This is a genomic window from Pseudomonas sp. P4_C3, from assembly GCF_056402075.1.
On sequence record NZ_JBFUIC010000127.1, the window covers coordinates 1 to 13,460 of the forward strand.

Annotated in this window: 13 protein-coding genes and 1 pseudogene; 7 read left to right on the forward strand and 7 right to left on the reverse strand. The window is 59.9% G+C overall.

Annotation, left to right across the window (positions count from 1 at the left end):
• Positions 1–85: 85 nt before the first annotated feature.
• The 4 genes from AC1DVH_RS18975 to AC1DVH_RS18990 all read right to left on the reverse strand — a co-directional run bounded on the left by AC1DVH_RS18975 (position 86) and on the right by AC1DVH_RS18990 (position 3,282).
• Positions 86–490: a SufE family protein gene (locus tag AC1DVH_RS18975; RefSeq protein ID WP_477755102.1), complete on the reverse strand. Its 405-nt coding sequence runs from the start codon at positions 488–490 to the stop codon at positions 86–88.
• A complete protein-coding gene (locus AC1DVH_RS18980; protein WP_477755103.1) occupies positions 487–1,692 on the reverse strand; it encodes an aminotransferase class V-fold PLP-dependent enzyme in 1,206 nt (401 codons plus the stop codon). Before AC1DVH_RS18980 ends, AC1DVH_RS18975 begins: the two co-directional genes overlap by 4 nt.
• A 160-nt stretch (positions 1,693–1,852) precedes the next feature.
• A complete protein-coding gene (dapD, locus tag AC1DVH_RS18985; protein ID WP_477755104.1) occupies positions 1,853–2,887 on the reverse strand; it encodes a 2,3,4,5-tetrahydropyridine-2,6-dicarboxylate N-succinyltransferase in 1,035 nt (344 codons plus the stop codon).
• A 32-nt stretch (positions 2,888–2,919) separates the two neighbouring features.
• Complete coding sequence (locus tag AC1DVH_RS18990; RefSeq protein WP_477755105.1) at positions 2,920–3,282, reverse strand: ArsC family reductase; 363 nt, start codon at positions 3,280–3,282, stop codon at positions 2,920–2,922.
• A gap of 142 nt (positions 3,283–3,424) precedes the next feature.
• On the opposite strand from AC1DVH_RS18990, the pseudogene AC1DVH_RS18995 reads away from it, so the two are divergent.
• Positions 3,425–3,613: pseudogene (locus AC1DVH_RS18995) on the forward strand (hypothetical protein); the annotation flags it as partial.
• Here the strand turns inward: AC1DVH_RS18995 and dapC are convergent.
• From dapC to map, 3 genes are all read right to left on the reverse strand, one after another.
• Positions 3,594–4,793, reverse strand: a complete 1,200-nt coding sequence (gene dapC / locus AC1DVH_RS19000) for a succinyldiaminopimelate transaminase (RefSeq protein WP_477755106.1) — start codon at positions 4,791–4,793, stop codon at positions 3,594–3,596. The pseudogene AC1DVH_RS18995 and the gene dapC overlap by 20 nt on opposite strands.
• A 166-nt stretch (positions 4,794–4,959) precedes the next feature.
• A complete protein-coding gene (locus AC1DVH_RS19005; RefSeq protein ID WP_477755107.1) occupies positions 4,960–7,662 on the reverse strand; it encodes a [protein-PII] uridylyltransferase in 2,703 nt (900 codons plus the stop codon).
• Positions 7,663–7,703: 41 nt separating this feature from the next.
• Positions 7,704–8,486, reverse strand: coding sequence for a type I methionyl aminopeptidase (gene map / locus AC1DVH_RS19010; RefSeq protein ID WP_015093761.1), 783 nt, complete (start codon positions 8,484–8,486; stop codon positions 7,704–7,706).
• Between the two features lie 371 nt (positions 8,487–8,857).
• Between map and rpsB the strand changes: the two genes are divergently transcribed.
• The 6 genes from rpsB to AC1DVH_RS19040 all read left to right on the forward strand — a co-directional run.
• Positions 8,858–9,595: a 30S ribosomal protein S2 gene (gene rpsB / locus AC1DVH_RS19015; RefSeq protein ID WP_003222119.1), complete on the forward strand. Its 738-nt coding sequence runs from the start codon at positions 8,858–8,860 to the stop codon at positions 9,593–9,595.
• 189 nt (positions 9,596–9,784) lie between these two features.
• Entirely contained in the window at positions 9,785–10,648 is an 864-nt protein-coding gene (gene tsf / locus AC1DVH_RS19020; protein WP_477755108.1) for a translation elongation factor Ts, read from the forward strand.
• Between the two features lie 210 nt (positions 10,649–10,858).
• A complete protein-coding gene (gene pyrH, locus AC1DVH_RS19025; protein ID WP_108216656.1) occupies positions 10,859–11,602 on the forward strand; it encodes a UMP kinase in 744 nt (247 codons plus the stop codon).
• Positions 11,599–12,156: a ribosome recycling factor gene (frr, locus tag AC1DVH_RS19030; RefSeq protein WP_477755109.1), complete on the forward strand. Its 558-nt coding sequence runs from the start codon at positions 11,599–11,601 to the stop codon at positions 12,154–12,156. The genes pyrH and frr overlap by 4 nt, the downstream gene beginning before the upstream one ends.
• A 13-nt stretch (positions 12,157–12,169) precedes the next feature.
• On the forward strand, positions 12,170–12,925 hold the full coding sequence (gene uppS / locus AC1DVH_RS19035; protein ID WP_477755110.1) for a polyprenyl diphosphate synthase: 756 nt from the start codon (positions 12,170–12,172) through the stop codon (positions 12,923–12,925).
• Positions 12,925–13,460: phosphatidate cytidylyltransferase (locus tag AC1DVH_RS19040; protein WP_477755111.1), on the forward strand; the 536-nt coding region annotated here is incomplete at its 3' end. The genes uppS and AC1DVH_RS19040, both read left to right, overlap by 1 nt.

Genomic DNA, 13,460 nt, shown 5'->3' on the forward strand with positions numbered 1-13,460 from the left:
CCATCGCGAGCAAGCTCGCTCCCACAGGGATTTCGGTGATCCTGTAGGAGCGAGCTTGCTCGCGATGGGCTGCGAAGCAGCCCCTTTATTGAGCTAACTCCCGCATCCGCTGAAGCACCGCATTCAAGCCATTACTGCGCGATTCGGACAACTGCCGCCCCAACCCCAACTGATTGAACCAGTCCGGCAAATCCACCTGCTGCAACTCAGCCGCCGACAACCCGTTGACCCGCGCCAGCAGCAACGCCACCAACCCGCGAATCAGCCGCGCATCGCTGTTGGCGCAGAACAGCCAATGACCATCGCGCAATTCGCCCACCAGCCACACCTGGCTTTCACAGCCGTGCACCCGGTTGGCATCACACATCTGCGCATCACTCAAGGCCGGCAGACGCTCGCCCCATTGCATCAGCAGGCGCGCGCGTTGTTCCCAGCCGGCCGCTTTCTGAAAGGTTTCGAGTGCCGTCACGGCATCGGCAGGCAGGTTCATCGCAATAGCTCCAGCGCCTGATCCAAGGCTTCAAAGAACCGCTCCAGGTCTTCGGAATCGTTGTACAGCGCCAACGACACCCGAATCGCCCCGGCCAGTTCAAAGCGTTTAAGCAGCGGCATGGCGCAGTGATGGCCGGCACGCACTGCGATCCCTTGTTCGGTCAGCAAATGCGCGAGATCGGAATTATGTACGCCCTCGACGGTAAAACTGGCCAGTGCCACTTGCGGCTTGCCCAGCAGGCGAATGCCGTTGCGCGCTTCAAGGCCCTTGAGCAGACAGGCATGCAGCGCCGCTTCATGGACGGATACGGCGTCCTGATCAAGCCCTGCGAGGTAATCCAGGGTTGCTCCCAGGCCGATCACACTGGCAATCGGCGGCGTCCCGGCCTCGAAACCCAGCGGTGCCGGGCGAAAGCGTGCGTCGTGATAATTGGCATCCAGCACCATTTCGCCGCCGAACTGCCAGGGACGCAGCTGTTGCAACGCTGTATTGCGCCCGAACAACACGCCCAGGCCATCGGGGCCGTAGAGCTTGTGGCTGGAGAACACATAAAAATCGCAGCCCAGCGCTTGCACGTCGTGGCGGCCATGGACCACGCCTTGGGCACCGTCGATCACGGTCAGGGCGTTGTGCGCCTTGGCCAGTGCCAGCAATTGAGGCAGTGGCTGCCACGCGCCAATCACGTTGGACAGTTGACTGACGGCCAGCAGACGTGTGCGCGAGCCGATCAAGCCGGTCGCGGCTTCAAGGTCGATCACGCCGTCGGCATCCAGCGGCAGGATCACCAGTTTCAGGTCGCGACGGTGCGCCAGTTGCTGCCACGGCAGCAGGTTGGCGTGATGCTCCAGGGCGCTGATGACAATCTCGTCGCCCGGATTGAAAAGATGTTCCAGGCCGTAGGCCAGGAGATTCAGCGCGGACGTCGAGCCGTGGGTAAAGATGATCTGACCGCAATCGCCAGTATTGAGCCATTGCGCGGCTTTGCGGCGGCTGTCTTCGAAAGCCTGGGTGGCGTGGGCGCCGGGCAAATGCTGCGCCCGATGCACGTTGGCCGCGCCGTTGGCGTAGTAATGCGCCAGGGCATCCAGCAGGGCTTGAGGTTTTTGCGTGGTGGCGGCGTTGTCCAGATAGGTCTGGCCTTGCCGTTGCAGGGCGGCGATGGCCGGAAAATCGGCACGCCAGGGAGAGAGAATCATCATGTTGTTCGGCCCTGGTGAACATGGGCGGGCGTACGCCAGACCCCTGTAGGAGCGAGCCTGCTCGCGATGGACGTGAACGATAACGCGCATTGTCTGAATAACCGCGTTGCCCTTACGTTTTTCGCGAGCAGGCTCGCTCCTACAGGTGGACGTGTGCTGCTTAGTTGTGAGCGTGCAGCGCTTCGTTCAGTTCGATGGCCGATTTGTGGGTTTTGCATTCCACGGCACCGGTTTCCGAATTGCGACGGAACAGCAGGTCGGTCTGGCCGGCCAGTTCACGGGCCTTGACCACTTTGACCAGTTGATTGTTTTCGTCCAGCAGCGCGACTTTGGTGCCGGCGGTCACGTACAGGCCCGACTCGACGGTATTGCGGTCGCCCAACGGGATACCGATACCGGCGTTGGCGCCGATCAGGCAGCCTTCGCCGACCTTGATCACGATGTTGCCGCCGCCCGACAGGGTGCCCATGGTCGAGCAGCCGCCGCCCAGGTCCGAACCCTTGCCGACGAATACGCCAGCGGAAACGCGGCCTTCGATCATGCCCGGGCCTTCGGTGCCGGCGTTGAAGTTGATGAAGCCTTCGTGCATCACGGTGGTGCCTTCGCCAACGTAGGCACCCAGGCGCAGACGCGCAGCGTCGGCGATACGCACGCCGGCCGGAACCACGTAGTCGGTCATTTTCGGGAACTTGTCCACCGAGAATACTTCCAGCAGCTCGCCGCGCAGGCGGGCTTCGAGTTGCAGTTCAGCCAGTTCGCTCAGATCGACCGCGCCCTGGCTGGTCCAGGCCACGTTCGGCAGCAGCGGGAAGATGCCGGCCAGGTTCAGGCCGTGTGGCTTGACCAGGCGATGGCTCAGCAGGTGCAGCTTGAGGTAGGCCTCCGGGGTGGACGACAGCTGGGCGTCTTCAGCCAGCAAGGTGGCAACCAGCGGCTTGTGACTCTCGGCCAGGCGGGTCAGCAGGGCGGCCTGGGCAGCATCGACGCTTTTCAGTGCTTCAGCCAGTTGCGAGGCCTGGGCGGTGCTGAACGCAATGGCCTGATTGCCTTCGGTGTAACCCAGGATCGGTGTGATGGCGGCGAGGACTTCAGCCGATGGCTTGAGTACCGGGGCGGCGTAGAACACTTCCAGCCATGCGCCTTGACGGTTTTGAGTGCCGACGCCGAAGGCCAGGCTGAACAGGGTAGTGGACATGTGTATACCTCTAACAAAATTGAACGGGCTGCTTACTTGAGCGCGGCCGCGTAGATGTCTGGCTTGAAGCCAATCAGGGTTCGGTCACCGAGATCGAGCACCGGGCGCTTGATCATCGAGGGCTGTGCGAGCATCAGTTCGATGGCTTTCGTCTGGTCGAGATCGGCTTTGCGTTCGTCGTCGAGCTTGCGAAAGGTCGTGCCTGCACGGTTCAACACCACTTCCCAGCCGTGCTCGTTGCACCATTGGGTCAGGTGTTCACGGTCGATACCGACCGCTTTGTAATCATGAAAGTCATAGCTGACAGCGTGTTCATCGAGCCAGGTGCGCGCCTTTTTCATGGTGTCACAGGCTTTGATGCCGAAAAGGTGCAACGTTTTGCTTGAAACGGCCAAGGAATCGCCCCCTTTACAGGTGCTGGATTTGAAAGGTGACGGATTATGCCATGGCCGAACGGTTTCGCGGCGGCTGTGGCACAAAACCTGTGTTGCGTGGCGCTGAAGCCAGTCCGGACGACAAACGGCGTAATGAAGTGCGCGGCGCCTGCGTTTGAAGGCGTTGCGGGCGCAGCGCCTGGAATTGTACAGCCTCAGTCGTCATCACCAGATTGGCGATGACGTGTTGCGTGAGGTGTTGGGGGAACTGGATTTGAGTGAGGCCAAACTCGGCCAGGTGAAACAACACCTGGCCCTGAGCGGCGGCGCGGTTATTTGCGGCGCTGGATGAACGCGCGAATCCGCTCGGCAGCTTCGACACACTCGGCAAGCGGCGCCACCAGTGCCATGCGCACACGCCCGGCACCCGGGTTGACGCCATCCACATCCCGCGACAGGTAAGAACCCGGCACCACGGTCACGTGTTCCTGCTCGAACAGGTCGCGGCAGAAGGCGGCGTCGTCACCGGCTACATTCGGCCACAGGTAGAAGCTGCCATCCGGGCGCTGTACGTCCATGACCGGGCTGAGGATTTCCAGAACCGCATCGAATTTCTCGCGATACAGCGCACGGTTGGCGCGCACATGCACCTCGTCATTCCACGCGGCAACACTGGCCAGTTGTGTTTGAACCGGCATCGCGCAGCCGTGGTAGGTGCGATAGAGCAGGAAGCCCTTGAGGATGTCGGCGTCACCGGCAACAAAGCCTGAACGCAGTCCCGGCAGGTTCGAACGCTTGGACAGGCTGTGGAACACCACGCAACGCTTGAAGTCCTTGCGACCCAGTTCTGCGCAAGCGCTGAGCAGGCCAGGCGGCGGGGTTTGTTCGTCGAAGTACAGCTCGCTGTAGCACTCATCGGCGGCAATCACGAAGTCATATTCGTCGGCCAGGGCGATCAGCTTTTTCAGGGTTTGCACCGGAATCAAAGCACCGGTCGGGTTGCCTGGCGAGCACAGGAACAGGATTTGGCAGCGTTTCCAGATCTCTGGCGACACGGCGTCGAAATCCGGGTTGAAGCCGTTTTCGTCCAGGCACGGCAGGTAATGCGGCTTGGCCCCGGCGAGGAACGCCGCGCCTTCGTAGATCTGATAGAACGGGTTCGGGCTGACCACCAGCGCGTCATCGCCACGGTTGACCACGGTCTGGGTGAAGGCGAACAGCGCTTCGCGAGTGCCGTTGACCGGCAACACGTTGCGAGCGGGGTCGATCCAGCCCTTGGGGACGTCGAAGCGACGCTCGCACCATGCCGCAATGGCTTCACGCAGCTCCGGGATACCGAGTGTGGTCGGGTACACAGCCATTTTTTCCAGATTGCTGGCCAGGGCCTCGGCGACAAAGCTTGGCGAACGGTGTTTCGGCTCGCCGATGGACAGCGCGATCGGACGCTTGTCCGGGTTCGGCGTCACGCTGCCAAGCAGGGCGCGGAGTTTCTCGAACGGGTAGGGCTGGAGCTGGGACAGGGCGTTGTTCATCAATGTATCTCGTTCGGTGTGGGAACGGGCAAGCCCTGTTTCCTGTAGGAGCTGGCTTGCCAGCGAAGGTCGTCAACGATAACGCGTGCTTACTGGGTAAGCGCGGCGCTCTTTAGTCCATCGCTGGCAAGCCAGCTCCTACAAAGGGCAGGCTCGCGTTGTTGGTTCAGATGCTGATTCGCGACAGTTTGATATCAGGTTCCTGGTTGACGCTCAGTTGTTCGACGATCGCATCCTGCAGGCGGCTGCACAGCAGCGGGTCGGACAACGGCTGATTGTTGGCGTCGGTGATGAAGAACACGTCTTCCACGCGCTCGCCGAGGGTGGCGATCTTGGCGTTCTGCAGCGACAGATCGAACTCCAGGAAGATCGTGCCAATCCGCGCCAGCAGGCCCGGGCGGTCGGGCGCCGTGAGTTCCAGCACCGTCACTGGGCGCTGGGCGTCGTTGTGGATCGTCACCTGCGGTGCAAAGGCGAAATGCTTGAGCTGGCGCGGCACCCGGCGCTGGATGATGGTCGGGTAGTCGTCCGGGTTGCGCAGGGCTTCGGTCAGGCCCTCGCGGATCTGTTTAACCCGCGCCGGATTGTCGCCAATCGAGTCGCCGTCGGTGTCGAGCACGATATAGGTGTCGAGGGTGAACTGGCTGCTGGAGGTGATGACCCGGGCGTCGTGAATGTTAAGGTTGAGCTGGTCCATCGCCGCCACGGTCACGGCAAAGAAGTCGTGCTGGTCCGGGGCATAGATGAAGATCTGCGTACCGCCTTCGAACTCGCGCTGGGTGGTTTCCTTGATCAGTACCAGTGGCCCGCCGTCGGCCGGTTGCTGGAGGATCGCGTCGCTGTGCCAGGCGACGTCGCCGGCGGTGTGACGCAGGAAATAGTCATCGCCCAACTGCGCCCACAGTTGCTCGACATCGTCCGGGTCGGTGCCGCCGCGCACCAGGATATCCAGAGCGGCGCTCTGGGTCTGGCGGATCTGCTCTTCGCGATCCACCGGGTTTTCCAGGCCGCGACGCAGGGCGCGCTTGGTCTCGGTGTAGAGCTGGCGCAGCAGGCTGGCGCGCCAGGAATTCCACAGGGTCGGGTTGGTCGCGTTGATGTCGGAGACGGTCAGCACATAGAGGTAGTCGAGGCGGGTTTCGTCGCCGACGATCTGGGCGAAATCGTGGATCACCTGCGGGTCGGACAAATCTTTGCGCTGGGCGGTGGTCGACATCACCAGGTGGTTTTGCACCAGCCACACGATCAGGCGGCTGTCCCACACTGGCAGCTGATGGCGCTGGCAAAACGCCTCGGCATCGACCGCGCCGATGTCCGAGTGGTCGCCATGCCGGCCTTTGCCTATGTCATGGTACAGGCCGGCCATGTAAATCAGCTCGGGTTTGGGCAGCTTGCCCATGAGCTTGCTGGCCAGCGGGAATTTTTCCGACACCTGGGTGTACTGCAACTTACGCAGGTGTTTGATCAGGTTCAGGGTGTGCGCGTCGACCGTATAGATGTGGAACAGGTCATGCTGCATCTGCCCGACGATAAAACCGAATTCGGGCAGATAGCGCCCCAGGATGCCGTACCGGTTCATCCGCCGCAGGTTGCGGTGGATACCGATCTTGCATTTGAACAATTCGATAAACAGGCTGGTGTTGCGAATATCATTGCGGAAGTCGTCGTCGATCAGGTGGCGGTGTTCCCGCAGCAGACGAATGGTATCGGCGCGCACGCCCTTGATTTCCGGCTGCTGGGCCATCAGCACGAAGATTTCGAGCATCGCGAACGGCGTGCGGCGGAAGACGTTGTTATTGCGTGCCTCGATATAACCGTCATGCAACTGGAAGCGCGAGTTGATCGGCTGCGGTGGGGCTTCGTCTTCCGGTGCGAGGATGACTTCCTCGAAGTGCTGGATGATCAGGTCGCTGAGCTGGGCGATGCTCATGACCACCCGGTAATACTGCTGCATGAAGTTTTCGATGGCTTGCTTGGCGTCGTCGCCTTTGAAGCCCAGCAGCCCGGCAATGGTGCGCTGGTGATCGAACAGCAGGCGGTCTTCGGAACGGCCGGCGAGCATGTGCAGGGCATAGCGAACCTTCCACAGGAACTCCTGGGAGGAGGCGAGCAGGGCGTTTTCACTCTCGACCAGGAATCCTTCGCCAGCCAGTGCCCGCAGGTTCAGGGTGCCGTACTCGCGACGGGCCACCCACAGAATCGTCTGGATATCCCGCAGGCCGCCGGGTGAGCCTTTGACGTTGGGTTCCAGGTTGTATTCGGTGTCGTTGTACTTGTGGTGGCGGGCCTTTTGTTCGGCACGCTTGGCCAGGAAGAAGTCCTTGCTCGGCCACATGTGCCCGGTGCTGGTGACGTCCAGCATGCGCTGGCGCAGATGCTCGGGGCCGGCGATGGTGCGGCTTTCCATCAGGTTGGTGACGACCGTCAGGTCGGCGCGGGCCTCGACGGCGCATTCGTCGACCGAGCGAACGCTCTGACCGACCTCCAGGCCGATGTCCCACAGCAGCGTCAGAAAACGCTCGATGGAATCGCGGAAAACTTCGTGGTCGGCGCTGTCCAGCAGGATCAGCAAATCGATATCGGAGTAAGGGTGCAATTCACCACGGCCGTAGCCGCCGACCGCGACCAGCGCGATGTCGGCGTCCTCGCTCCAGCTGAACTGCTCCCAGGCCTTTTGCAGGATGTTATCGACGAACCAGGCGCGATCCTCGATCAGCCGGCGAATGTCCCGGCCATCGCGAAAGCGCGTGTCGAGCACTTCGCGGGCCTGGCGGATCGCCTTCTTGAAAGCCGCGATCGGGCTTGCCTTCAGGGCCAGTTCCGCCTGGAACTGGCCACGGTCGAAGAGTTCGGGATCCACCTGCGGCATCGATTGGCTTTCCTTTCTATAGGCGAGGTTCGGTGGCGGGATCAGGCCGAAACGCGAGGGATGGTGTCATCGCTGCGCAGGGTGAAGATCTCGTAACCGGTTTCGGTCACCAGGAGGGTATGTTCCCACTGTGCCGAGAGCTTGCGGTCCTTGGTGATCGCGGTCCAGCCGTCGCCCAGTACCTTGGTGTCGGCACGGCCCTGGTTGATCATCGGCTCGATGGTGAAGGTCATGCCGGCCTTGAGTTCCATGCCGGTGCCAGCGCGGCCGTAATGCAGGATCTGCGGTTCTTCGTGGAACACCTTGCCGATACCGTGGCCGCAGAATTCGCGAACCACCGAGAAACCGTTCTTTTCAGCGTGCTTCTGGATGATTTCGCCGATGTCGCCCAGGCGGCAGCCGGGTTTGACGATTTCAATCGCCTTGTACATGCATTCCTGGGTGACCTGGGACAGGCGCTCGGCCCAGACCGGCACGGTGCCGACGTGGAACATGCGGCTGGTGTCGCCGTGGTAACCGTCCTTGATGACGGTGACGTCGATGTTCAGGGTGTCGCCATCTTTCAGCGGCTTGTCGTTCGGGATGCCGTGGCAGACAACGTGGTTGATCGACGTGCAGATCGACTTCGGATAGCCCTTGTAGTTGAGCGGGGCAGGGATGGCTTTCTGCTCATTGACGATGTAGTCGTGGCAGATCTGGTTCAACTGATCGGTGGTAACACCCGGCTTGACATGTTCGGCAATCATTTCCAGCACATCGGCGGCCAGTTTGCCGGCGATACGCATTTTGGCGATATCCTCGGGGGTTTTGAGGGTGACGGTCATACAGGCTCTCTCTGCGCCAGGCGGCGCTTTCTAAACGGAAAGGGCGTTGCGCGATTGATCTTCGCAGCCCTGAAAAATGCGATTCTACCAGACGATCAGCGCAAATCTGCGCCTGTGTGCATCGCTTCTCTCTATAGAATGGTGCATTCTTGGCGGATTCCAAGGGATGGAGCAAAGCGTCCGCCAGGATTTCAGAATCCGGGTTCCGTTTTGCCCTGCCTTGTGATATAAAATGCGCCGCTTTCCGGGGATGTCCCGAAAAGCCTAAATCCACACACGTGTCGACACGATGACCTGGGTGCCTTCAGCTGATGCTGCTGGTTGGTCATTGGGATACGTGGAGGCCAAACCCGACTTATTAAGGAACTATCATGTCCCAAGTCAACATGCGCGATATGCTGAAGGCCGGTGTGCACTTCGGTCACCAGACCCGTTACTGGAACCCGAAAATGGGCAAGTACATTTTCGGCGCGCGTAACAAGATCCACATCATCAACCTTGAAAAAACCCTGCCAATGTTCAACGAAGCTCTGACTTTCGTAGAGCGTCTGGCCCAGGGCAAAAACAAGATTCTGTTCGTCGGCACCAAGCGTTCCGCTGGCAAGATCGTTGCTGAAGAAGCGGCACGTTGCGGTTCGCCGTACGTCGATCACCGCTGGTTGGGCGGCATGCTGACCAACTTCAAAACCATCCGTGCTTCCATCAAGCGTCTGCGTGACCTTGAAGTTCAAGCCGAAGACGGTACTTTCGCCAAGCTGACCAAGAAAGAAGCGCTGATGCGCTCCCGTGACCTGGAAAAGCTGGATCGTTCCCTGGGTGGTATCAAGGACATGGGCGGTCTGCCAGACGCTCTGTTCGTTATCGACGTTGATCACGAGCGCATCGCGATCACCGAAGCCAACAAACTGGGCATCCCGGTTATCGGCGTAGTCGATACCAACAGCAGCCCGGAAGGCGTTGACTACATCATCCCAGGCAACGATGACGCAATCCGCGCTATCCAGCTGTACATGGGTTCGATGGCTGACGCTGTCATCCGCGGTCGCAACAATGTTGCCGGCGGCACCGTTGAGTTCGCAGCTGAAGAAACTCAGGCTGCAGCTGAGTAATTGACGCCTTGGCGTTGACTCAGTAAGCAAAAAGGGGGCTTGGCCCCCTTTTTGCCACCTCGAAAACCATTTGTCGGCGCCCACTGCTCTATCTGTAACGTGCGGCAGCTAACAAGGGTGGTTCGGGAAGAATTGATCGCCCGTTCGATCGGGTGGAATGGTTGAAAACCTATCCAAGAGGATTTTGAAATGGCAGAGATTACTGCAGCGTTGGTCAAAGAACTGCGCGAGCGTACCGGCGAAGGCATGATGGATTGCAAAAAGGCCTTGACCAAGGCTGGCGGCGACATCGAGAAAGCCATTGATGACATGCGTGCTTCGGGCGCCATCAAGGCTGCCAAGAAAGCCGGCAACGTTGCCGCTGAAGGCGCTATCGCCATCAAGGCTGACGACAAGGTAGCCGTGCTGCTGGAAGTGAACTCGCAGACCGACTTCCTGGCCCTGCAAGACGACTTCAAGAACTTCGTTGCTGCCAGCGTAGAAAAAGCCTTCGACGAAAAACTGACCGACGCAGCTCCGCTGATCGCCGCTCAGGAATCGGCCCGTGAAGCCCTGGTGGCCAAAGTTGGCGAAAACGTCAACATTCGTCGCCTGGTACGCGTAGAGGGTGACGTAGTCGGCACCTACCTGCACGGTAACAAGATCGGTGTTGCTGTTGTTCTCAAGGGCGGCGATGTTCAGCTGGCCAAAGAGATCGCCATGCACGTGGCGGCAAGCAACCCTGAGTTCCTGCTGCCATCGCAGGTTTCGCCAGAGGCCATCGAGCGCGAGAAGGGCGTTTTCCTGACCCTGAACGAAGACAAGATGAAAGGCAAGCCAGCTGAAATCGTCGAGAAGATGATTGCTGGTCGTATCACCAAGTTCCTGGCTGAAGCCAGCCTGGTCGAGCAAGCTTTCGTCATGAACCCGGAAGTCACCGTGGGTGCCCTGGCCAAGAAAGCCGGCGCTGAAATCGTTTCCTTCACTTACTTCAAGGTAGGCGAAGGCATCGAGAAGCCAGTGGACAACTTCGCAGAAGAAGTTGCTGCCCAGCTGGCTGCCGCCAAGCAATAAGACGGTTTTTTAACTGTCGCCCAGAAGAGGCTGCCCGCTTACGCGCGCAGCCTCTTTTCAGATGGGGCACCAATTTTTATTTGGTTTCCTTTTGGAACTGGCTTACAAAGCCATGTTCCGATGGCGCTGAAGCAGCGCCAAGCTAGATTGAGCGCCAGCTGTAAACAGCTCGCAAAGAATTTTTAAAATACGCCGCAGGAGAGATTCGCAATGGCTCAGCAGGGCAGTGGTTATCAGGCTCGCTATAAACGCATTCTACTCAAGCTTAGCGGCGAGGCCCTGATGGGCTCGGAAGAGTTCGGGATCGACCCGAAAGTTCTGGATCGCATGGCATTGGAAGTTGGCCAACTGGTCGGCATCGGTGTTCAGGTCGGTCTGGTCATCGGTGGTGGCAACCTGTTCCGCGGCGCGGCGCTCAGCGCGGCGGGCATGGATCGGGTTACCGGCGACCACATGGGCATGCTGGCCACTGTGATGAACGCCCTGGCAATGCGCGACGCGCTGGAACGTGCCAATATCTCGGCCATCGTGATGTCGGCCATTTCCATGGTAGGCGTGACCGATCACTACGATCGCCGCAAGGCCATGCGCCACTTGAACTCCAAGGACGTGGTGATTTTCGCGGCCGGTACGGGTAACCCGTTCTTTACGACGGATTCGGCTGCCTGCCTGCGTGCAATCGAAATCGATGCCGATGTCGTGCTCAAGGCGACCAAGGTCGATGGCGTCTACACCGCTGACCCGTTCAAAGACCCGCATGCCGAGAAGTTCGATCATCTGACCTACGATGAAGTACTGGATCGCAAGCTGGGTGTGATGGATCTGACGGCCATTTGCCTGTGCCGCGACCACAAGATGCCGCTACGCGTATTTAACATGAACAAGCCCGGCGCCCTGCTGAACATCGTGCATGGCGGCGCTGAAGGAACCCTGATCGAGGAAGGCGAACAATGATCAACGAAATCAAGAAAGACGCTAAAGAGCGCATGCAGAAGTCCGTGGAATCGCTGGCGCACAACTTCGGTCGTATTCGTACCGGCCAGGCGCACCCGAGCATCCTGGAAGGCGTGATGGTGCCGTACTACGGCGCCGACACCCCGATCAAGCAAGTGGCCAACATCTCCGTCAAGGACGCCCGTACCCTGCAAGTCGTCGCCTTCGAGCGCAACATGCTGGGTGCTGTCGACAAGGCGATCGGCAGTGCTGGTCTGAACCTGAACCCGACCAACCTTGGCGAGTTGCTGCTGATCAGCATGCCGGCGCTGACTGAAGAAACCCGTCGTGGCTTCACCAAGCAGGCTCGCGACGTTGCTGAGGATGCCCGTGTAGCGGTGCGTAACATCCGTCGTGATGCCAACAGTTCGCTGAAAGATCTGGTCAAGGAAAAAGAAATCAGCGAAGACGAAGAGCGTCGCGCCACTGGCGAGATTGACGATCTGACCAAGAAGTTCGTGGCCGAAATCGACGCGAAGCTGGCAGAGAAAGAAAAAGACCTGATGGCCGTATAAGGGTCGCGTTTTCATGGAAAAGACCAAGCAGACTGCACCGTCCGCGGTGCCGCGCCATGTCGCGATTATCATGGATGGTAACAATCGCTGGGCGAAAAAGCGCTTTATGCCGGGTGTCGCCGGGCATAAAGCGGGTGTGGATGCGGTGCGTGCGGTCATTGAGGTTTGYGCCGAGGCCAAGGTCGAAGTGTTGACCCTGTTCGCCTTTTCCAGCGAGAACTGGCAGCGTCCGGCCGATGAGGTCAGCGCCTTGATGGATCTGTTCTTCAGGGCGCTGCGTCGTGAGGCCAAGCGCCTCAACGACAACAACATCAGCCTGCGCATCATTGGTGACCGCTCGCGTTTTCATCCGGAGCTGCAGGCTGCCATGCGTGAAGCCGAGGCCATGACGGTTGGCGCCAATCGTTTTATCCTGCAGATCGCCGCCAATTACGGCGGTCAGTGGGATATTGCGCAAGCTGCGCAACGACTGGCACGAGAAGTTCAGGCCGGGCACTTGCGTCCGGAAGACATCACACCTGGTCTGCTGCAGACCTGCCTGGTCACGGGCGACCTGCCGTTGCCGGACCTGTGTATCCGTACCGGTGGCGAGCGCCGCATCAGCAACTTCCTGCTCTGGCAACTGGCCTATGCCGAGTTGTATTTTTCCGACCTGTTCTGGCCGGACTTCAAACACGATGCCATGCGCAATGCGCTGGCCGATTTCGCTTCCCGCCAGCGCCGCTTCGGTAAAACGAGCGAGCAGGTCGAGGCTGGAGCCCGGGTTTAATGCTTAAACAACGAATCATCACCGCGCTGATCCTGCTGCCGATTGCCCTGTGCGGGTTTTTCCTGCTTGAAGGTTTCGGTTTTGCACTGTTCATCGGGCTGGTCGTGACCCTGGGTGCCTGGGAGTGGGCGCGCCTGGCGGGTTTCGCCGCTCAGGCGTTCCGCGTCGGCTATGCCGCCTTGGTCGCTTTTGCGCTGTTCCTCATGTACATCCTGCCCGGCCTCGCGCCTTGGGTATTGGGTGCTTCGGTGTTGTGGTGGGCGGTGGCGACGTATCTGGTGCTGACCTATCCGCATTCGAGCGAGCATTGGTCCAATGCGGCGACCAGGTTGGTGATCGGCCTGTTGATTCTCCTGCCGGCCTGGCAAGGTCTGGTGCAGATCAAGCAATACCCGCTGGGTAACTGGCTGATCATGGCGGTGATGGTGTTGGTCTGGGGGGCCGATGTTGGCGCCTACTTCTCTGGTCGTGCTTTCGGCAAGCGCAAGCTCGCACCGCAGGTCAGTCCGGGCAAGAGCTGGGAAGGCGTTTACGG